At 73.7% G+C, this 19,925-nt stretch carries 19 protein-coding genes; 11 read left to right on the forward strand and 8 right to left on the reverse strand.

What is annotated here, in order from left to right; all coding sequences use genetic code 11:
• The first annotated feature begins 269 nt into the window (after positions 1 to 269).
• Together ACGFMM_RS26050 and ACGFMM_RS26055 are read left to right on the forward strand one after the other, a co-directional pair.
• On the forward strand, positions 270 to 1,334 hold the full coding sequence (locus ACGFMM_RS26050; protein WP_393648852.1) for a LacI family DNA-binding transcriptional regulator: 1,065 nt from the start codon (positions 270 to 272) through the stop codon (positions 1,332 to 1,334).
• A gap of 110 nt (positions 1,335 to 1,444) precedes the next feature.
• On the forward strand, positions 1,445 to 2,317 hold the full coding sequence (locus ACGFMM_RS26055; protein ID WP_393648853.1) for an NAD-dependent epimerase/dehydratase family protein: 873 nt from the start codon (positions 1,445 to 1,447) through the stop codon (positions 2,315 to 2,317).
• Positions 2,318 to 2,320: 3 nt separating this feature from the next.
• On the opposite strand, the gene ACGFMM_RS26060 is transcribed toward ACGFMM_RS26055, so the two are convergent.
• The 5 genes from ACGFMM_RS26060 to ACGFMM_RS26080 are packed head-to-tail and all read right to left on the reverse strand — an operon-like array spanning position 2,321 to position 7,325.
• Positions 2,321 to 3,595 (reverse strand): ABC transporter substrate-binding protein, encoded by a 1,275-nt coding sequence (locus ACGFMM_RS26060; RefSeq protein ID WP_393648854.1) that lies wholly within the window; start codon positions 3,593 to 3,595, stop codon positions 2,321 to 2,323.
• On the reverse strand, positions 3,592 to 4,674 hold the full coding sequence (locus ACGFMM_RS26065; RefSeq protein WP_393648961.1) for a branched-chain amino acid ABC transporter permease: 1,083 nt from the start codon (positions 4,672 to 4,674) through the stop codon (positions 3,592 to 3,594). Before ACGFMM_RS26065 ends, ACGFMM_RS26060 begins: the two co-directional genes overlap by 4 nt.
• Positions 4,675 to 4,702: 28 nt before the next feature.
• Positions 4,703 to 5,593 carry a branched-chain amino acid ABC transporter permease gene (locus ACGFMM_RS26070; RefSeq protein ID WP_393648855.1) on the reverse strand — a complete coding sequence of 297 codons (891 nt, stop codon included), beginning with the start codon at positions 5,591 to 5,593 and terminating at the stop codon, positions 4,703 to 4,705.
• Positions 5,590 to 6,507, reverse strand: a complete 918-nt coding sequence (locus ACGFMM_RS26075) for an ABC transporter ATP-binding protein (RefSeq protein ID WP_393648856.1) — start codon at positions 6,505 to 6,507, stop codon at positions 5,590 to 5,592. The genes ACGFMM_RS26070 and ACGFMM_RS26075 overlap by 4 nt, the downstream gene beginning before the upstream one ends.
• Positions 6,504 to 7,325 carry an ABC transporter ATP-binding protein gene (locus tag ACGFMM_RS26080; protein WP_393648857.1) on the reverse strand — a complete coding sequence of 274 codons (822 nt, stop codon included), beginning with the start codon at positions 7,323 to 7,325 and terminating at the stop codon, positions 6,504 to 6,506. Before ACGFMM_RS26080 ends, ACGFMM_RS26075 begins: the two co-directional genes overlap by 4 nt.
• A 186-nt stretch (positions 7,326 to 7,511) precedes the next feature.
• Between ACGFMM_RS26080 and ACGFMM_RS26085 the strand changes: the two genes are divergently transcribed.
• From ACGFMM_RS26085 to ACGFMM_RS26105, 5 genes are all read left to right on the forward strand, one after another.
• Positions 7,512 to 8,348, forward strand: a complete 837-nt coding sequence (locus ACGFMM_RS26085; protein ID WP_393648858.1) for an inositol monophosphatase family protein — start codon at positions 7,512 to 7,514, stop codon at positions 8,346 to 8,348.
• A gap of 79 nt (positions 8,349 to 8,427) precedes the next feature.
• A complete protein-coding gene (locus tag ACGFMM_RS26090) occupies positions 8,428 to 9,849 on the forward strand; it encodes a phytoene desaturase family protein (protein ID WP_393648859.1) in 1,422 nt (473 codons plus the stop codon).
• Between the two features lie 51 nt (positions 9,850 to 9,900).
• Complete coding sequence (locus ACGFMM_RS26095) at positions 9,901 to 10,446, forward strand: O-acetyl-ADP-ribose deacetylase (protein ID WP_393648860.1); 546 nt, start codon at positions 9,901 to 9,903, stop codon at positions 10,444 to 10,446.
• A 50-nt stretch (positions 10,447 to 10,496) separates the two neighbouring features.
• Positions 10,497 to 11,972, forward strand: a complete 1,476-nt coding sequence (locus ACGFMM_RS26100) for an AlkA N-terminal domain-containing protein (RefSeq protein WP_393648861.1) — start codon at positions 10,497 to 10,499, stop codon at positions 11,970 to 11,972.
• 15 nt (positions 11,973 to 11,987) lie between these two features.
• Entirely contained in the window at positions 11,988 to 12,476 is a 489-nt protein-coding gene (locus ACGFMM_RS26105) for a methylated-DNA--[protein]-cysteine S-methyltransferase (RefSeq protein WP_393648862.1), read from the forward strand.
• A gap of 3 nt (positions 12,477 to 12,479) precedes the next feature.
• Here ACGFMM_RS26105 and ACGFMM_RS26110 read toward each other — a convergent pair whose 3' ends face one another.
• From ACGFMM_RS26110 to ACGFMM_RS26120, 3 genes are read right to left on the reverse strand one after another with little or no spacing between them, the layout of a single operon-like run.
• A complete protein-coding gene (locus ACGFMM_RS26110) occupies positions 12,480 to 13,196 on the reverse strand; it encodes an NAD-dependent deacetylase (protein ID WP_393648863.1) in 717 nt (238 codons plus the stop codon).
• Positions 13,197 to 13,241: 45 nt separating this feature from the next.
• On the reverse strand, positions 13,242 to 13,748 hold the full coding sequence (locus ACGFMM_RS26115; RefSeq protein WP_393648864.1) for an NUDIX domain-containing protein: 507 nt from the start codon (positions 13,746 to 13,748) through the stop codon (positions 13,242 to 13,244).
• Positions 13,745 to 14,815, reverse strand: a complete 1,071-nt coding sequence (locus ACGFMM_RS26120; RefSeq protein WP_393648865.1) for an ADP-ribosylglycohydrolase family protein — start codon at positions 14,813 to 14,815, stop codon at positions 13,745 to 13,747. Before ACGFMM_RS26120 ends, ACGFMM_RS26115 begins: the two co-directional genes overlap by 4 nt.
• 138 nt (positions 14,816 to 14,953) lie before the next feature.
• On the opposite strand from ACGFMM_RS26120, the gene ACGFMM_RS26125 reads away from it, so the two are divergent.
• From ACGFMM_RS26125 to ACGFMM_RS26140, 4 genes are all read left to right on the forward strand, one after another.
• Positions 14,954 to 16,120, forward strand: a complete 1,167-nt coding sequence (locus tag ACGFMM_RS26125; RefSeq protein ID WP_393648866.1) for a glycerate kinase — start codon at positions 14,954 to 14,956, stop codon at positions 16,118 to 16,120.
• 225 nt (positions 16,121 to 16,345) lie between these two features.
• Positions 16,346 to 16,489 carry a hypothetical protein gene (locus ACGFMM_RS26130; protein WP_393648867.1) on the forward strand — a complete coding sequence of 48 codons (144 nt, stop codon included), beginning with the start codon at positions 16,346 to 16,348 and terminating at the stop codon, positions 16,487 to 16,489.
• 79 nt (positions 16,490 to 16,568) lie between these two features.
• Positions 16,569 to 18,551 carry an elongation factor G gene (fusA, locus tag ACGFMM_RS26135; RefSeq protein WP_393648868.1) on the forward strand — a complete coding sequence of 661 codons (1,983 nt, stop codon included), beginning with the start codon at positions 16,569 to 16,571 and terminating at the stop codon, positions 18,549 to 18,551.
• A gap of 193 nt (positions 18,552 to 18,744) precedes the next feature.
• A complete protein-coding gene (locus tag ACGFMM_RS26140; protein ID WP_393648869.1) occupies positions 18,745 to 19,923 on the forward strand; it encodes an alginate lyase family protein in 1,179 nt (392 codons plus the stop codon).
• Positions 19,924 to 19,925: the final 2 nt, after the last annotated feature.

Raw genomic sequence — 19,925 nt, forward strand, 5'->3', positions numbered from 1 at the left:
CCGCGCGCTCGTAGGGCGGGGACGACAACAGCTGCCGGGGCTAGGGGGTGTCTGACAATTCCCCGCGGAACAAGGAGCGGCGTCCGGTGCGTGCGATCGCAAGGCGCCGGAGAGGCCTCGGATGGGGTCTCCTTTGCTCGAACGGAGCTGAGAGCTTGGGGAAGGAGCTACTAGGCCTTTTCGGCAACGCGGCGAGCGTGCGTGCCGGACGTCGCGACGCCGCGGGGAATTGTCAGACACCCCCTAGGGGGTCGACTACCGTACGCGACATGGAACAGGACGAAGGGCAGCCGTCGGAACAGCGCAGCGGCAGGGCCCCTACCAGCAAGGACGTTGCCGCGCTGGCCGGTGTTGCGCAGAGCACGGTGTCCGCGGTGATGAGCGGCAAGCGCTCGGTGTCTCCGGAGACCCGTCGGAGGGTCGAGACGGCGATGCGGGAACTCCGCTACCAGCCCAACGCCGGCGCCAGGACACTGCGCACGTCGAAGACGAACGTCATCGCTCTGGTGGTCCGCCTCGGCGCCGAGATCGACGCCGCCGAATCCGTCCCCTACATCGACACGGTGATCGAGCAGGCCCGGCGCCACGATTACGACGTTCTCGTCAGCACCCAGCGGGAGGGGCCGGGCGGCCTCACGCGGCTGGCCGGCCGGTCACTCTGCGACGCCTTCGTGCTGATGGACGTCCAGCAGGACGACGACCGCATCGACGCCGCCCACGACCTGAGACTTCCCGTCGTCCTGGTCGGACGCCCCGAGGACCCCAGGGGGCTGGACGTCCTCGACTTCGACACCCGGCGCTCCGCCGAGTTGCTGGTCGACGAACTCGCGCTCACCGGCCACCGGCACATCGCCATGCTCGGGGAACTCGCCGGGGAACGCGAGCAGTTCACGTTCGTCCGGGACTTCTACGACGGGGCCCGCGAGCGCGCCGCCGCCCACGGGATCGACCTGACCGTGGTTCCTCGGCACAGCGAGGGATGGGAGGGGGTCGTCGCCTGCGCCGACCGTCTCCTCGCCCACGCCGGTGACCGCCTCGGCTTGGTGACCCGGGCTCCGCAGGTCACGGAATGGCTGGTCAGGATCCTCCATGACCGTCAGCTGGTCCTCGGCCGCGACCTGTCGCTGGCCGCCTTGTGCACCGACGAGACCGCCCTGTCCTTCCGCCGGCCGATCACCAACGTGTCGCCGCGGCCGCGCACCGTCTCCACCCGGGCGATGAGTCTGCTCCTGGAGCGCCTCGACGGCGTCGGCGGCCCGGCGCGGCTTGAGCTGGTGGAACCCCTCGGACTCATGCGCCGGGCGACGACGACGCTGTTCGACGCTCCCCGCTGATCGCGCCGCCATGACAGCGATACGTATCGCTGTCATGGCGGTCAGGTTTCAGGGCTTCGCATCGGGTCGTTTCGCCCGGATGGCGGACCGCCGGTGCCTACGCTGGCGGTATGAAGATCTTCGTCGCGGGCGCCACGGGCGCCGTGGGCCGGATGCTCGTACCGCTGCTCCTTGAGGCCGGGCACGAGGTCGTGGGGGCCTCGCGGACCCGGGAGGGGGCGGACCTTGTACGGGCGCAGGGCGCCGTGGGCGTCCGCGTCGACGCGCTGGACGCGGACGGGCTGAAGGCGGCCGTCTCGGCCGCCGCGCCGGACGCGGTGGTGCACCAGCTCACCGATCTGTCGGCCGCGGACGGCGCGGCGAACAACCGGCTGCGCCAGGAGGGCACCCGGAACCTGGTGGACGCGGCGAAGGCGGCCGGCGTGGAGCGGCTGGTCGCCCAGTCGATCTCCTGGACGTACGCCCCCGGCGCCGGCCCCGCCGACGAGTCCGTGCCGCTCGACGGCACGGAGGAGCTGCCCCGGGCCCGGATCGTCGCCGGTGCCCGCGCCCTCGAGGAGCAGGCCGCCGAACTGCCCGGGGCGGTGGTGCTGCGGTACGGGATCCTGTACGGCCCCGGAACCTGGTACGCGCCCGGGGGCGCGGTCGCGGCGGCGCTGGGCGGCGAGCCGGAGGCCCGGTTCCTGGGCAGCCTGCGGGCCGACGGCTCGGTCGGCTCGTTCGTGCATGTCGCGGACGCGGCCCGGGCGGCCCTGGAGGCCCTGGACTGGCCGGCGGGCGCGTACAACGTGGTCGACGACGAGCCGGCCGCCGGCCGGGACTGGCTGCCCGTCCTGGCGGCGGCGCTCGGCGTGCCCGCGCCTGCCCCCGCCGACGGCGCGGCGCCCTGGGACCGCGGGGCCTCGAACGCGAAGGCGCGCGCCCTGGGCTGGCGGCCGGCGTACGCCTCCTGGCGCACCGGCTTCGCCGCCCAGGGCGCCTGAGGGTCAGCCCGTCTTCGGCGTGAAGCCCTTCGCCGCCTCGGAGACCGAGGGCTCACGCACCGTCCGCATCCCGCCGGGCACGGACTTGTCCGGCTGGAGGATGGCGCTCTCCTTGGAGGAGGGCGCCTTCGGGTCGGTGAAGTCGTGCGTCATGCCGAAGCCCGCGTCGTGGCCGGTGATCGTCAGGAGCGCCTTGTCGACGCCCTCGCGGGTGAGGTCCTTCGCCTCGCAGGCCTTCTTCAGTGCCTCGCCGAAGACGGTCACGGCGGTCCAGCCGGCGACGACGCCGTTGTCGAGGCTGTCCTTCGGGTATGCGGCCCGGTAGTCCGCGACGAGCTTCTTGGCGACCGCGGTGTCCGCGCCGATCGGCAGGCTCGGCGAGGCGACCCAGTACATCTGCTCCAGGGCCGGTCCGGCCGGGGTGCCGAGCAGCTGGGGCGAGAACGCCGAGTTGTTGCCGATGACCGGTACCCGCAGCCCGGTCGCCGCGGCCACGCCGACCAGGGAGGCGGCCTGCCGGGGGCCCGCGCTGATCACGATGCCCTTGACCCCGGCCTGCTTGAGCGCCGCGACCTGCGCCGACATGTCGCTGTCGGTGGGCTTGATCTTCTGCTCGACGATCGTGAGCCCGGCCTGGGCCGCGGCGTGCTTCGAGCCGGTCAGGGCGTTCTCGCCGTAGTCGCCCTCGAAGTACACGTGCCCGAGCTTGTCGCCCTTCTTCAGCCCCTTCTCGGCGACCAGGAAGTCGACCGCGTTGATCGTCTCCACGTCGTACGTCGAGCCGAGCACCCGGATGTACGGGCTGCCGAGCAGCGAGGCGGACCAGGCCTGCGGCAGCACGAGCACCTTGTCCTGGCCGTCGATGCGCTGCTTGGCCGCGGCGACGAACGGCGAGCCGATGAACTGGGCGTAGCCGACCACCTTCGGCTCCAGCTCGGTGTAGGCGGCGAGCGCCTTCTGCGGGTCGTAGCCGTGGTCGCGGACGGTCAGCTCCAGCGTGCGGCCGCAGATCCCGCCGGCCGCGTTGGCCTGCTTCACGTACAGCTGCTGGGCCTGCGTGATGCTCTTGCCGAGGGTGGCGTACACCCCCGTCATGTCGGTGAGCGCGCCGATCGAGATGGTCGAGTCGGTGACGCCCTCGCCCGCCTTGACCCCGCCCTTTCCGGCCGTCTCGGCGTCGCCGGACTTCGCCTTGGAGCTGCAGCCTGCCGCGGTGAGCGCGACCAGGGCGGCGAGTGCTGCGGCCAGGCCCCGCACGGCCCGTCGTCGGTGGTTCATCGTTCCTCCCCTGAGGATCCTGAGGGTGCTGAGAGTGCTGAGGCTTGTTGCCGGGTGCGCCGGGCGGCGAGCCGGACCAGGCCGCCGGGCAGGAAGAGCACCACCGCGACGACGGCGGCGCCGTAGAGGAAGCGGGCGGCCTCCCCCGGTGCGATCCCGCCCGTCCCGGGGGCGGAGACCAGAGGGAGGGCGTCGCTGTACCGGTTGAGGAGCTGCGGCAGCAAGGAGACGAAGACGCCCCCGACCACCGCTCCGGCGACCGAGCCGAGACCGCCGATGACGATCATGGCCAGGTATTCGAGCGAGAGCAGCATGCCGAAGTACTCCGGCACGGTCCGCTGGAAGACCAGCGCTAGCAGCACTCCGGCGAGCCCCGCGTACATCGACGACAGGACGAACACGGCGCCGCGGTAGCGGGCGACGGGGATGCCCATGACCCCGGCGGCGATCTTGTGGTCGCGGATCGCGTTCATGGCGCGGCCGGGACGGCCGCGGAGCACCCCGCGGGCGAACAGCGCGCCGCCGAGCAGCAGCGCGAGGCCGAGGTACCAGAGCTTCTCGGCGGACCCGAACGGCACCTGGGCGACGAGGAGTTCGGCGTCGTCGAAGGTCAGTCCGAACAGGTCGAGCGGGGGCACGGCCCGGCCGTTGAAGCCGCCGGTGAGGTCGTGCGCGTTGAAGAGGACGTGCTGGCCGATGAAGATCAGCGCGAGGGTGGCGATGCCGAGGTACGCGCCCTGGAGCCGGCCCGCGATCGGGCTGAACACCCCGCCGGCGAGGCCGGCGAGGACGACGGCGAGCACGGCGGCGAGCCAGCCGGGCAGACCGAGCCCGGCGAGCCCGTCGCTCCCGTCGCCGGCGAAGGCGCAGTAGCCGTACGCGCCGACGGCGAGGAAGAAGGCGTGGCCCATGGAGAGCTGGCCGGTGGCGCCGGTCAGCAGGTTGATGCCGATGGCGCCGAGCGCGGCGGCCATGGCGAACAGCCCGGCCTGGAGCCAGAAGCGGTCGAGGTAGAAGGGGAGGGCGAGCAGGACGAGCCCGGCGGCGGCCCAGGCCCAGACGCGGGGCCGGGCGAGCACGGCGGGGACGGTGCTCACGGAGGCGGTCTCAGACACGGGCGAGCTCCTTCGCGCCGAAGAGTCCGGCCGGGCGGATCAGCAGCACCGCGACCATGACGAGGTACGGGGCGAGGTCGCCGATGCCGCGGCCGAGGAAGGTCAGATCGCCCTGGTAGCCGGTGGCGAGGGACTCGGTGATCCCGACGAGCAGTCCGCCGACGAGGGCGCCGGTGGTGGAGTCGAGGCCGCCAAGGATCGCGGCGGGGAAGGCCTTCATCGCGGCGAGCGAGGTGGAGCGCTCCAGGCCGGGGGTGGGGAAGACGGTGAGGAACAGCGCGGCGACGGCGGCGAGGCCGCCCGCCACGGCCCACGCGCCGAGCGAGACCCGGCCCAGGCGGATGCCCATCAGGGCGGCGGTCTCCTGGTTCTCGGCTGCGGCCCGCATCGCGACGCCCCAGGAGGTGTGCCGGAAGGCCAGCAGGAAGGCGGTGATCAGCAGGGCGGCGGCGAGGAGGGCGGCGATCCGGGTCTCGGCGATCGAGATCCCGCCGACGGTGACGACGGCGTCGCCCCAGGGGTCGCCGAGGGCGAGGATGTCGGTGCCGATGCGCCGGGTCAGCTCGGTGGCGAGCAGGATGTCGACGCCGATGGTGACGATGGCGAGGACGCTCTGGTCGCGGCCGCGGTAGCGGCGCATCACCAGGAACTCGACGGCCGCGCCGACCAGGGCCGCGCCGCCGATGCCGACGAGCAGCGCCGGCCAGAAGCCGAGCGGTTCGTGGAGCACGGCGATCGTGTAGCCGCCGGCGAGCAGCAGCGAGGCGTGGGCGAAGTTCACGACCTCGGTGGCCCGGAAGATCACCACGAAGCCGAGCGCGATCAGGGCGTAGATGGAGCCCAGGGACACGCCGTTGAGCAGGAATTCGGCGAAGGTGGTCACCCGGCGGCCTCCTCTCCGAGATAGGCGCGGACGACGGCCGGGTCGTTCTGTACGTCGGCGGGGGCGCCGTCGGCGATGCGGCGGCCGAAGTCGAGGACGGTGACGCTGTCGGCGAGCCGCATCACGACCCCCATGTCGTGCTCGACGAGGACGATCGAGATGCCGAGGCTGTCGCGGACGCCGGCGATGACGGCGGCGGTGCGGCGGCGCTCGTCGGCGGTCATGCCGGCGACGGGCTCGTCGAGCAGCAGCAGCTTCGGCTCCATGCAGAGCGCGCGGGCCAGCTCGGCCAGCTTCTGGCGGCCGTACGGCAGCGCGCCGCAGGGCTGGGCGAGCTGCTTCTCCAGACCCACGAACGCGGCGATCTCACGGACCCGTTCGCGGTGCCGGGCCTCCTCGCGGGCGGCGGACGGCAGCCGCAGTCCGGCGGCGAGGAAGCCGGTACGGGTGAGCCGGTGGCGGCCGAGGAGCAGGCTGTCCTCGACGGTGGTGCGGGGCGGCAGCGCGAGGTTCTGGAAGATCCGGGCGACGCCGAGGCCGGCGATCTTGTGCGGGGGCAGTCCGGTGAGTTCGTGCCCGCCGAAGCGTACGGAGCCGGAGGTGGCCCGGTAGACGCCGGAGAGCACGTTGAAGCAGGTGGACTTGCCGGCCCCGTTGGGCCCGATGACGGCGTGCACGGTGCCGGGCCGGACGGTGAAGCCGACGGAGTCGAGGGCGGTGAGCCCGGCGAACCTGACGGTGAGGTCGTGTACTTCGAGGGCGGGGACGTGCGTGGTGGCGGCCGGGGCGCCGGCGGCCGGCGCGGGGGCTTCGTCGGCCGGGTCGGGGGCAGGGGCGGGCGCGTCCGTGTCCGCCGGGTCCCGGCGATCCGCCGGGGGCTTCGCCGGGGCGGAGTCGGTGGGGTCGTGCGTCATCCGGCGGCCTCCTGCCAGCGGGACAGCGTCGGGTGGTGGGCGGCCGCGCCGGCGGCGTCCGCTGCGGCGGTCTCGTCGACGACGCCGAGGTAGCGGCGGCGCACCTCGTCGGAGGCCGCGAGGGCGTCCGCCGGGCCGGACAGGGTGACCTCGCCGACCTCCAGGACGTACGCCCGCGAGGCGAGCCGCAGCGCGAGCGCGGCGTTCTGCTCGACGAGCAGTACCGCCGTGCCCTGGGCGTTGATCTCGCGAACGGTGTCGGCGATCCTGGCGGCCATCAGCGGGGCGAGGCCCAGCGAGGGCTCGTCGAGCAGCAGCAGCTTCGGCGCGGCCATCAGGGCGCGGCCGACGGCCAGCATCTGCTGCTCGCCGCCGGAGAGCAGTCCGGCGGGCTGCCGGGCCCGTTCGGCGAGCACCGGGAACAGTTCGTGCACCCGCTTCAGCGCGGCGGCCCTCGCGGCGCGGTCGCGCGGGCCGCCGAGCGCGCCGGCGCGCAGGTTGTCCTCGACCGTCATCCGGGCGAACACCTGGCGTCCTTCGGGGACTTGGCACAGTCCGGCGGCGACGACGCGGTCCGGCGGCAGCCCGTCGAGGCTGCGGCCGCCAAAGCGCACGCTCCCGGAGACGACGGCTCCGCCGTGGAAGGCGAGCGTGCGCGAGATCGCCCGCAGCAGCGTGGACTTGCCGGCGCCGTTGCCGCCGAGGACGGTGACGACGGCGCCCTCCGGCACCTCGAGCGACACCTGCCGCAGGGCGCGGACCGGCCCGTATCCCGCCGACAGGTCCGCCACTTCGAGGGCGAGTGCGGTACCCCCCATGGTTCCCCTTCCGTGGCCGTGGGACCTCCGTGGCCTGTTGGTGGCGCTCACCCCAGCAGGGCCGCGGCCGTCCGTCCACGCCCGGCGGCCGAAACGCTGCCGGTGACCAGCGGGAACGGCGCGGTGCTGTGCACGCGCACAACGGCCGGCCGTCGGGGCGTGCCGGCGGCGTGCTTAGCTGGACGCATGATCGATGCGAGGGTTGACGAGTTCCTGGGCTCCGGCGCGGACGCGGTCGAGGCGGCGGTCCGCAAGGCGGCGGCGGACGAGATCATGCCGCGGTTCCGGCAGCTCGGCGCGGACGAGATCGTGACGAAGAACGGGCCGCACGACCTGGTGACGGTCGCCGACCGGGCCGCCGAGGCGCGGCTGACCGAGGCGCTGACCGCGCTGCTGCCCGGTTCGGTGGTGGTCGGCGAGGAGGGCGTGCACGCCGACCCGGCGGTGTACGAGGCGCTGCGCGGCGACGCGCCGGTGTGGATCGTCGACCCGGTGGACGGCACCCGCCAGTTCGTGCACGGCGAGCCCGGCTTCTGCACGCTGGTCGCGCTGGCGCAGGGCGGCCGGATCTACGCCTCGTGGACGTACGCGCCCGCGCTCGGGGAGCTGGCGGTCGCCGTCCGCGGCCGCGGCGCGACGCTCAACGGGCAGCCGCTGCACGCCGGTTCGCCCGTGCCCGGCGCCGTGCTGAGGGTCGCCACCTCGCACCCCGACTACACCACCCCCGAGCAGAAGCAGGCGCTGCTCGGCCTGTACACCGACGGCGTGGCCGCCCGGCCGTGCGGCTCGGCGGGCCTGGAGTACCTGGCCGTGGCCCGCGGCGAGCTCGACGGCACCGCCTTCAACTGGGAGTACGCCTGGGACCACGCGGCCGGTCTGCTGCTGGTCACCGAGGCCGGCGGCACCGATCTGACGCTCGCGGGCGAGCGGTACCGCATCACCGGCGGCAACGCCCTTCCGTTCACGGCGGCCCGTGACGAGGCGACCGCGCGGCGGATCGTCGCACTCCTGGGTGGCCGATAGCCGCCGCCCGCCGGGGGCGGGCAGGGCCGGGAGGCATATCCTGACGGCCCTGGCCGCCGGCTGACGAAGGAGTCCCAAGGTGCCGCCGATGCTCGATGCCGTCGTCGTGGGGGCGGGGCCGAACGGACTGACCGCCGCCGTCGAACTGGCCCGCCGCGGCCGCTCGGTGGCCGTGTTCGAGGCGAGGTCCACGGTCGGCGGCGGGGCGAGGACCGAGGATCTCACCCTCCCCGGCTTCCGGCACGACCCCTGCTCGGCCGTCCACCCGCTGGGGGTCGGCTCCCCCGCGTTCAAGGACCTGCCCCTGGACCGGTACGGGCTGGAGTGGCTGCATCCGCGGCTCCCGATGGCGCACCCGTGGGACGACGGCACGGCCGCCGTGCTGGCGCGCTCCGTCTCCGAGACCGCCGCCTCCTTCGGACCGCGCGACGCCGGCACGTACCGCCGCCTGGTGGCCCCGTACCTCGGCAAGTGGGACACTCTGGCACGGGACTTCATGTCGCTGCCGCTGACCGCGCTGCCCCGCGACCCGGTCACCCTGGCCCGCTTCGGGCTGGACGGTCTGCCGCCGTCGACCTGGCTGATGCGCCGGTTCCGGGACGACAAGGCCCGCGCGCTGTTCGCCGGGCTCGTCGGCCATGTCATCGCCCCGCTCGACGGCCTCGCCACCTCGGCGGTCGGGCTGGTGTTCGCGCTCGCCGCGCACGCCGTCGGCTGGCCGCTGCCGCGCGGCGGCTCGCAGTCCATCTCCGACGCCCTCGCCGCGTACCTGAAGGACCTCGGCGGGGCCGTGCACACCGACTACGAGGTGAAGCGGCTCGACGATCTGCCGCCGGCCCGCGCGTACGTCTTCGACACCTCTCCCACCGCCCTGGCCCGGATCGCGGGATTCGGCGGGCTGTTCGACGGCTACCGGTACGGCGCCTCCGTCTTCAAGCTCGACTACGCGCTCGACGGCCCCGTCCCGTGGACCGCGGAGGAGGCGCGGCACGCCGGCACCGTCCAGATCGGCCCCGGCAGCCGCGACATCGGCCTCGCGCTGCGGCAGGCGTCCTCCGGGACCGCGCCGCGCAGCCCGTTCCTCATCACCGCCCAGCCCAGCCTCGTCGACCCCGGCCGGGCCCCGGAGGGCAAGCACGTCTTCTGGGCGTACGGCCACGTGCCGCAGAACTGGGAGGGCGATCTGACCGAGGCGATGGAGCGGCAGATCGAGCGCTTCGCGCCCGGTTTCCGCGACCGGATCCTGGCCCGTGCCGTCGCCGGCCCGCCGCAGATGGCCGCCCGCAACGCCAACTACGTCGGCGGCGACATCGCCTGCGGCGCCGCCCGCGGCCTGCAGCTGCTGCTGCGGCCCCGGCTCACCCTGTGGCCGTACAGCACCCCGCACCCGGCGGTGTTCCTGTGCTCCTCCGCCACCCCGCCCGGCCCGGGCGTGCACGGCATGTCGGGCCACAACGCGGCGAAGGCGGTCTGGCGGCACCTGCGGGCGACGGGCAGGTAGCCGTCCCGAAATACCCGGGCGGCGGCCCGCCCGGCGGACGATGATGGAGCCATGAGCACCGGACCCGCCCCCGCCGGCCCCGCGATCACCCTCGTCCTCGGCGACATCACCGACCAGCACGTGGACGCCATCGTCAACGCCGCGAACAGCTCGCTGCTGGGCGGCGGCGGGGTCGACGGCGCCATCCACCGCCGCGGCGGCCAGGCGATTTTGGACGACTGCCGCAGACTCCGGGCCTCGCACTACGGCAAGGGCCTGCCCACCGGCCGGGCCGTGGCCACGACCGCCGGCGAGCTCCACGCCGACCACGTGATCCACACCGTCGGCCCGGTCCACAGCAGCAGCGAGGACCGCTCGGAGCTGCTGGCCTCCTGCTACCGCGAGTCGCTGCGCGTGGCCGGGGAGCTGGGCGCCCGCTCGGTCGCCTTCCCGGCCGTCTCGACCGGGATCTACGGCTGGCCGATGGACGACGGCGCGCGTATCGCGGTCCGTACGGTGCGGGAGTCCGCGCCGGCCTCCGTCACCGACGTCCGTTTCGTGCTGTTCGACCGGGCCGCGTACAGGGAGTTCGAAGCCGCCCTGGCAGAGCAAGGGTGATGTCGTTTTTCCGCCAGCCCGGCAGGGCCGGCGTCGCCCATCCTTGAGCCATGCACACCGACACCGAGCGCTGCGTACGGGCCGTCCGCTCGAAGGACGCCCGCTTCGACGGCGTGTTCTTCACCGCCGTCCGCACCACCGGCATCTACTGCCGCCCCAGCTGCCCGGTCGTGCCGCCCAAGGCCGAGAACATGGAGTTCCACCCCAGCGCCGCCGCCTGCCAGCGCGCCGGGTTCCGGGCCTGCAAGCGCTGCCGGCCCGACACCAGCCCCGGCTCGCCCGCCTGGAACGCCCGCGCCGACGCCGTCGCCCGGGCGATGCGGCTGATCCAGGACGGCGTCGTGGACCGCGAAGGCGTACCGGGACTGGCCGCACGCCTCGGCTACTCGGCCCGGCAGATCGAACGCCAGCTGCTCGCCGAGCTGGGCGCCGGGCCGCTCGCCCTGGCCCGCACCCAGCGGGCGCAGACCGCGCGGCTGCTGATCGAGACCACGCCGCTGCCGATGGCGGAGATCGCCTTCGCGGCCGGGTTCTCGTCCATCCGCACGTTCAACGACACGGTCCGCGAGGTCTTCGCCCTGACGCCCGGCGAACTGCGCGCCCGGGCCGGGCGCGGCCCCGCCGCCGGCCCTCCCGCGCCCGGCGTGATCACGCTGCGGCTGCCGTTCCGCGCCCCGCTCGCCCCGTCCAACCTGTTCGGCCACCTCGCGGCCACCGCCGTCCCCGGCGTGGAGGAGTGGCGGGACGGCGCGTACCGGCGGACGCTGAGCCTGCCGTACGGGCACGGCATCGTCGCCCTCGCCCCCAGGCCGGACCACATCGCCTGCCGGCTCTCGCTCACCGACCCCCGCGACCTCACCGTCGCCATCAGCCGCTGCCGCCGGCTCCTCGACCTGGACGCCGACCCGGTCGCCGTCGACGAACGGCTGCGCGCCGATCCGCTGCTCGCGCCGTTGGTGGACCAGGAGCCGGGGCGGCGGGTGCCGCGGACGGTGGACGCGGCCGAGTTCGCCGTCCGGGCGGTGCTGGGCCAGCAGGTCTCCACCGCGGCCGCCCGCACCCACGCGGGCCGGCTGGTCGCCGCGTACGGCACACCGGTCGACGACCCGGAGGGCGGCCTGACGCACCTGTTCCCGGGGCCGGAGGCGCTGGCCGGGCTCGACCCCGAGACGCTCGCCCTGCCCCGCTCCCGGCGCACCACACTGCTCACGCTCGTCGGCGCGCTCGCGGACGGCTCCCTGCGGCTGGACGTGGACAGCGACTGGGAGGAGGCCCGCGCCCGGCTCGCCGCGCTGCCCGGCTTCGGTCCCTGGACCACGGAGGTCGTCGCGATGCGGGCGCTCGGCGACCCCGACGCGTTTCTGCCCGGCGACCTCGGCGTCCGGCGCGCCGCGCAGGGTCTGGGCCTGCCCGCCACCCCCGCCGCGCTCACCGCCCGTGCCGCGCAGTGGCGGCCGTGGCGCGCGTACGCGGTCCAGTACCTCTGGGCCACGGACAGTCATCCGATCAACCACCTCCCCCGGTAAGGAAGTCACCCCGCCATGCCGACCGTGCAGCACTGGGTCGTCGACAGTCCCTACGACCCGCTGACCCTCGTCGCCGTCGACGGCGTCCTCAGCCGTATCCACATGACCGACCAGCGGCACCGCCCCGCGGAGGAGACCTTCGGGGAACGGGACGAGCGCCCGTTCGGCGAGGCGATGAGCCAGCTGGAGGCCTACTTCGCGGGCGAACTGAAGCAATTCGACCTGCCGTTGCACCTGGTCGGAACCGAATTCCAGCGCCGGGTATGGGAGTTGCTTCGCGCCATCCCGTACGGCGAGACCCGCACGTACGGCGAACTCGCCGCGGAACTCGGCAACCCCGGCGCGTGCCGCGCGGTGGGCCTCGCCAACGGGAAGAACCCGGTCGGCATCGTGGTCCCCTGCCACCGGGTGGTGGGCGCGGGCGGATCGCTGACCGGGTACGGCGGCGGACTGGACAGGAAGAAGCGCCTGCTGGCCTTCGAAGCCGGCGACGCACTGTTCTGACTCTTAACGGAGTCGCTCCAGCAGGGCGGGAAGCGCCGTCCCGATCGGCTCCCGCAGGATCTCGTCGGCGAGTTCGTCGTACGGGGTGGGCTCGGCGTTCACGATGATCAGCCGGGCCCCGTGCTCGGCCGCGATCCCCGCGAGGGAGGCGGCCGGCTGGACCTGGAGGCTCGTGCCGACGGCGATGAACACCTCGGTCGCCTTGGCGACCGACATCGCCTCGCCGAGCACGACGGGGTCGAGCCGCTGCCCGAACATGACCGTCGCGGACTTCAGGATGCCCCCGCAGGCACGGCACTTCGGATCGTCCTCGCCCGCCTTGACCCGTTCCAGGGCATCGTCCATGGAGGAGCGGGCGTGACAGCCCGTGCACACCACGGACCGGGCGGAGCCGTGCAGTTCGAGAACCTTGCGGTCCGGCATCCCGGCGATCTGGTGCAGCCCGTCGACGTTCTGCGTGATCACCCGGAGCGCGTGCCCGCTCTTCTCGAACGCGGCGACGGCGCGGTGCGCGGCGTTCGGCCGCGCCTTCAGCACGGGCCCGTCGAGCCGCACCCGCCACGCACGCCGGCGGATCTCCGGATCCCCCATGTAGTGCTCGTACGTGGCGAGCTTCTCGGCCTCCGGATCACGCGTCCACACCCCGTTGGGCCCCCGGTAGTCGGGGATCCCGGAATCCGTCGAGATACCGGCACCACTGAGAATCGCGACCATGGTCATACGGCGAGCGTAGGCGTGCGGGCGGGAGCGCGGCGAACGGATATCTCACCCCGTGTGGGCAGCGTGGCCGTTTTCCAGTTCGGACGGGCCCGCTCCTGCGGAGAGGGCGTCCAGGGCCGCCAGGACGCGGGGGCCGAGGGAGTCCGGGAGGTGGGCGGGCACCTCCTCGCGGGGGATGAGCTTCCAGGACAGGAGCTCCTCCTCCTGGAGGCGGATCGCCGCCAGCCGCTCCTCCGTCAGCACCCCGCCGTCGTACACGTACGCCACCAGCGGCGGACGGTCACGTCCGGGACTGCTGTGCACCCAGTCGACCGCGAGCAGCGCGCCCGGCTCCACGTCCAGGCCGATCTCCTCCGCCGTCTCCCGGCGGGCGGCCTGCCGGGGCGTCTCGCCCGTGTCGGACTCGATGGTGCCGCCGGGCAGCGTCCAGCCGTCCCGGTAGTTCGGCTCGACGATCAGGACGCGGCCCCGTTCGTCGCGGAACAGGACCGCCGCCCCGGCCAGGACCTTCGGGAGGCTCGCGATGTACTCGGCGTAATCGGTCGTCGTCATGCTGTCAGCGTAGCCAGCCGGAGCGTGCGCTCGGCCAGTTCGCTGATGCGTACTCCGTCGAAGCCGAACACCGCGCTGCGCACCCGGTCCCGCAGCGGCTCCGACCATTGCGGCGGGATCGCCCGCGCGCCGCACATCACCCCGGCGACCGAGCCGGCCGTCGCGCCGTTGGAGTCGGTGTCGAGGCCGCCGCGGACGGTGAGCGTGATCGTGCGGGTGAAGTCGCCCTCCCCGTACAGCAGTCCGGCCGTGAGCACCGCCGCGTTCGGGACGGTGTGGATCCAGCCGAGGTGGTTCGTCTCGGCGGCGAGTTCGGTGAGCGCGTCCGCCCATGCCACGTCCGCCTCGTACAGGCCGATCACATGCCGGACCGTCCGCGCGAGCCGGCTGCTCGCCGGGATCCGTTCCAGCGAGGTCTCCAGGGCGTCTCGCGGCCGCTGTGTGGTGAACGCGGCGGCGATCAGCGCCGCCGCCCACATCGCGCCGTACACCCCGTTGCCGGTGTGCGACAGGACGGCGTCGCGGCGGGCCAGGGAGGCGGCCCGGCGGGGGTCGCCGGGCGAGGTCCAGCCGTACACGTCCGCCCTGATCAGCGCCCCGATCCACTCCTGGTGCGGATTGTCGTACGTGGCGGTCAGCGGCGGCTTCAGCCCGTTGGCGAGGTTGCGGTAGGCGGTCCGCTCGGCGGTGAAGGTCTGCAGGTAGGGCAGCCGCAGCAGCCAGTGCTCGCCGACCTGCTCGGTGGTGAAGGCGAAGCCGCGGGTCTCCAGGAGGTGCAGCCCCAGGATGGAGTAGTCGACGTCGTCGTCTCGGCAGCTGCCGTTGATCCGGCCGCGGACGCACTGCGGCCACTCGGGGCGCAGCTCGAAGCCGTCCGCGCCGGCGGCGGGCGGCGGCGGCAGGTAGTCGGTGAGCGGCAGGGCGCCGGTGAGCCGCAGGTAGCGGTCGATCCGCTCGGGCGTCCAGTGGTCGCCGCGTTCCACCGGCTTGCCGAGCATGTTTCCGGCGATCCGCCCGGTCCAGCCGCCGAGGATCCGGTCGGCGAGTTCGCTGTGCGGTAGGCCCATGCCTCCCGTGTACCCGCTGGGGGCGGTACGCCCCGGGATAGTAGGGAATATCCCCTTATCAGGGGGTGGCATGCCCTCTGGGGGTCCGGATAGGGTCGGGCACGGCGCGACTGCCTGTTCGAAAGCAAGGGATGCAAGGTGACGGACGGAGCAGTAACTCAGGTCGCGGACTCGCGGGCACGTGTGCTCGTGGCGGCCGACAAGTTCAAGGGTTCGCTCACGGCCGTGCAGGTCGCGGAGCGGGTCACAGCAGGACTGCGACGGGTCGTCCCGGAGCTCGAAGTGGAGACGCTGCCCGTCGCCGACGGCGGCGACGGCACGGTCGCGGCGGCGGTGGCGGCCGGGTTCGAACGGCACGAGCTGACCGTGACCGGTCCGCTCGGCGAGCCGGTCACGGCGGCGTTCGCGCTGCGCGACGGCACCGCGGTCGTGGAGATGGCGGAGGCGTCCGGCCTCCAGCTGCTGCCGTCCGGCGTGTTCGCGCCGCTGACGGCGACGACGTACGGCTCGGGCGAGCTGCTCGCGGCCGCCCTGGACGCGGGCGCGCGGACGATCGTGTTCGGCGTCGGCGGCAGCGCGACCACGGACGGCGGCGCCGGCATGCTCGCCGCGCTGGGCGCGCGGTTCCTGGACGCGGCGGGCGAGCCGGTCGGCCCCGGCGGCGCGGCGCTCGCGCAGCTCGCCTCCGCGGACCTGTCGGGCCTGGACCCGCGCTTCCGGGACGTCGACCTGATCCTCGCCAGCGACGTCGACAACCCGCTGACCGGCCCGAAGGGCGCGCCGGCGGTGTACGGCCCGCAGAAGGGCGCCTCGCCGGAGGACGTGGAGACCCTGGACGCGGCGCTGGCGCATTTCGCGACAGTGCTGGAGCAGGCGATCGGCCCGAAGGCGGCGGAGTGCGCGGTCGCGCCCGGCGCGGGCGGTGCGGGCGGCATCGGGTACGGGGCCCTGGTGGGCCTCGACGCGAGTTTCCGGCCCGGCATCGAGCTGATGCTGGAGGTGCTGGGCTTCGCCCCGGCGCTGGAGCGCGCCACGCTGGTGATCACCGGCGAGGGCTCCCTGGACGAGCAGACCCTGCACGGCAAGGCTCCCGCGGGCGTCGCGGCGGCGGCGCGGGCGGCCGGCAAGGAGGTCGTCGCGGTCTGCGGCCGTCTCCTCCTCGCCCCTGCGGCCCTCGGCGCGGCCGGCATCCGCCGCGCGTACCCGCTGACGGCCCTGGAGCCGGACCCGGCGAAGTCCATGCCGAACGCGGGCCCGCTCCTGGAGGAGACGGCGGCGCAGATCGCCCGCGACTTCCTGAGCTGAGTCCCGTACTCCTCGTACTCCACGTAGTCCTCCGGCACCCGGTCCCGCGACGAGCGGACCGGGTGCCGTCGTATGCGGGGCCGAGCGCCGATCTGTGTGGGGCCCCGGTCCCGAAAAACCGTTGTCGCCCTCGCCCCCGCGCTCCCTACACTCGCAGCGCGCCCCGGCGGACCTTCCGGCGGCGCTCCAGGACCGACCGCTGACATGAGGAGAGGGGGAAGCGACATGCGCCGCCGTACGAGCGCCGTCTCCGCCTCCCCCGTCCCCGCCCCTGCCCGGTCGCCGTTCCGGTACGACGTGATCCTGGCCTCTCCCTCCTCCCGGCGGCGGCTGCGCGCCCGCCGGCGGAATCCCGTGACGCACCCCTGACGTCGCTGCCGACGTCTTTCGCCGTTCGTCCGGGTCATCGCGCTGCCTTTTCCCGATCACGTACGAAAGGCCCTGGGCCATGCGCACGCAGCTTCCTCTCTCCCGTATCCGCAACATCGGCGTCCTCGCGCACGTGGACGCCGGCAAGACGACGCTCACCGAACGGTTCCTGTACCTGACCGGCGCCACGCACAAGCGCGGCGAGGTCCATGACGGGACGACGGTCACCGACTTCGACCCGCAGGAGCGGGACCGCGGGATCACGATCTTCGCGGCGGCCGTGAGCTGCGACTGGGACGGTCACCGGATCAACCTGATCGACACGCCGGGCCATGTCGACTTCACCGACGAGGTCGAGCGCGCGCTGCGGGTCCTCGACGGGGCCGTCGCCGTGTTCGACGCGGTGGCGGGCGTCGAGCCGCAGAGCGAGACGGTGTGGCGGCAGGCCGACCGGCACGGCGTGCCGCGGATCGCGTTCGTCAACAAGATGGACCGGGCGGGCGCGGACCTCGACCGGGCGGTGGCCTCGATCCGGGACCGTCTGGGCGCGGTGCCGCTCGTGGTCCAGATGCCGATCGGCCGCGAGGACGGTTTCACCGGGGTCGTCGACCTGCTGCGGATGCGGGCGCTGGTCTGGGGCGCGGACGAGGTCCGGGCCGAGGGTCCGGTGCCGGCGGAGCTGCGCGAGGAGGCGGCGCGCCGTCGGCGGCTCCTGGAGGAGACGGTGGCGGAGCTGCATCCGGGCGCGCTGGAGGAGTACTGCGCCGGCGGCGAGCTCGGCGAGCGCACGCTCGCGGACGCGCTGCGGGACGTGACGGCGGGCGGCGAGGGCGTGGTCGTGCTGTGCGGCTCGGCGTACCGGAACCGTGGTGTCGAGCCGCTGCTCGACGCGGTGGCGGCGTACCTTCCGGCGCCGGCGGACGAGGCGGACGAGCCGTTCGCGGGGCTGGTGTTCAAGGTGCAGTCGACGGCGACCGGCCGGCTGACGTTCCTGCGGGTGTACTCGGGCACGGTCCGGAAGGGGGACGTGGTGCTGGACGCGACGGCGGGACGTACGGAGCGGATCGCGCGGATCCTGCGGGTGCAGGCGGACCGGAACACGGAGGTGGATCGGGCCGGGGCCGGCGACATCGTCGCCGTCGTCGGACCGAAGACGGCCCGTGCCGGGTCGACGCTCTGCGACCCGGCCGCGCCGCGGCAGTTCGAGCCGCCGCGGTCGGCGGCGCCGGTGGTGTCGGTGGCCGTCGAGGCGCGCCGGAGCCTCGACACCGAGCGGCTGGCGACGGCGCTGGGCCGCCTGGTGGAGGAGGACCCGTCGCTGGTGGTGCGGTCGGATCCGGAGACGGGTCAGACGGTGCTGTCGGGGCTTGGCGAGCTTCATCTGGAGGTCGCGACGGAGCAGTTGCGGCGGGTGCACGGGCTGGAGGTGACGGTGGGCAGGCCGCAGGTGGCGTACCGGGAGACTGTGGTGCGCGGGGTGACCGGCTTCGCGTACAAGCACGTCAAACAGGACGGCGGGGCGGGGCAGTTCGCCCAGGTGGTGATCGATGTGGCGCCGCTGGAGGGCGAGTTCGCGTTCGCGTCGACGGTGACCGGCGGGCGGGTGCCGCAGGAGTACGTCCGTGCGGTGGAGGCGGGCTGCCGTGACGCGCTGGCGGAGGGTCCGCTGGGCGGCCACCCCGTGACCGGGGTGCGGGTGACGCTGACGGACGGGGCGACGCATGTGAAGGACTCCTCGGAGCTGGCGTTCCGCACGGCGGCCCGGTTCGCGGTGCGCGACGCGCTGCGCGCCGCGGAACTGACGCTGCTCGAACCGGTGGCGGAGGTGACGGTCACGGCGCCGGACGCGTCGGTGGGCGCGGTCCTGGGCGACCTGGCGTCGCGGCGGGCCCGTATCTCGGGCACGACGGCCGAGTCGGGCACGACGGGTACGACGGCGCTGACGGCCACGGTCCCGCTGGCCGAACTGTTCGGCTATGCCACCCGTCTGCGTACCCGGACGCAGGGTCGTGGCACGTTCACGACCCGCCCGTCGGGCTACGCGCCGGTGAGCGGCGGCTGACCGGACCGGGGGCCGGCCTCCACACGGGGGCCGGCCCTCGTCCTCGAGACGGGGCCGGCCTCGGGCCGACGACCTGGGACGCTTCCTTCACACCTTGACGGAAGCATGGTCCAGACCTATGGTCTCGGCTCAACGCGTCTGTTCGTCAAGGCGCTTCACGTTCTCCCCCACGCGAACGGAAGGCCCCCCACACATGCGCAGAACAGGACTGCTCGCGGCCGTGGCCGCCCTTGTCGCCGGTGTCCTCGTCTGGCCGTCCGCCCCCGGCGCCGACGCCGCTCCCGCCACGTTCACCCACCCCGGAGTCACCGTCTCCCGGGGTCAACTGGACTTCGCCCGCTCCAAGGTGCTCGTCGGCGCCCAGCCCTGGAAGGGCGCGTACGACCAGATGATGGCGAGCCGGTACGCCGACCCGAACCGCACCCCGAAGCCCCGTGCCGTCGTCGAGTGCGGCTCGTACTCGAACCCCAACCTCGGCTGCACGGACGAGCGCGAGGACGCGATCGCCGCGTACACCAACGCCCTCGCCTGGTACGTCACGCGGGACGCGCGCTACGCGCAGAAGTCCATCCAGCTGATGGACGCCTGGTCCGCGGTCATCACGGACCACACCAACAGCAACGCCCCGCTCCAGACCGGCTGGGCCGGCTCCTCCTGGCCCAGGGCCGCCGAGATCATCAAGCACACGTACACGGGCGGCTGGCCGAACTCCGGCCGGTTCGGGGCGATGCTCCGGAACGTCTACCTGCCCGAGATCATCAACGGCTCCCATTCCAACGGCAATTGGGAGCTGTCAATGATGGAGGCCGCCGTCGGCATCTCCGTCTTCCTGGAGGACAGGGCGTCGTACGACAAGGCCATGGCGAAGTTCCGCACCCGCACCGCCGCCTACGTCTACCTCGCCTCCGACGGCGCGCTGCCGAAGACCGTGCCGAGCCAGAACCTCGACACGCGCGAGAAGATCGTCAAGTACTGGCAGGGGCAGTCGACCTTCGTCACCGGCCTGACCCAGGAGACCTGCCGCGACTTCACGCACACCGGCTACGGCATCTCCGCCATCGCCCACGTCGCCGAGACCAGCCGGATCCAGGGCCAGGACCTGTACGGCACGGACGTCGGCGAACGGCTGCGGCACGCGCTCGGGTTCCAGGCGAAGTACGAGCTGGGCACGGCCCCGCCGAGCTGGCTGTGCGGCGGCTCCCTGCACAAGGGGCTCGGCCCCGTCACCGAGGTCGGCTACAACGCGCTGCACAACCGCCTCGGTCACGCGATGTCCAACACCGAGACGCTGACCGCGCGCAACCGCCCGGCCGGCAGCAACAACCTCTTCGTCGCCTGGGAGACCCTCACCCACGGCGACAACCCCTCCTGACG

It is taken from the genome of Streptomyces sp. NPDC048604, from assembly GCF_043199435.1.
Classification (GTDB): Bacteria; Actinomycetota; Actinomycetes; order Streptomycetales; family Streptomycetaceae; genus Streptomyces.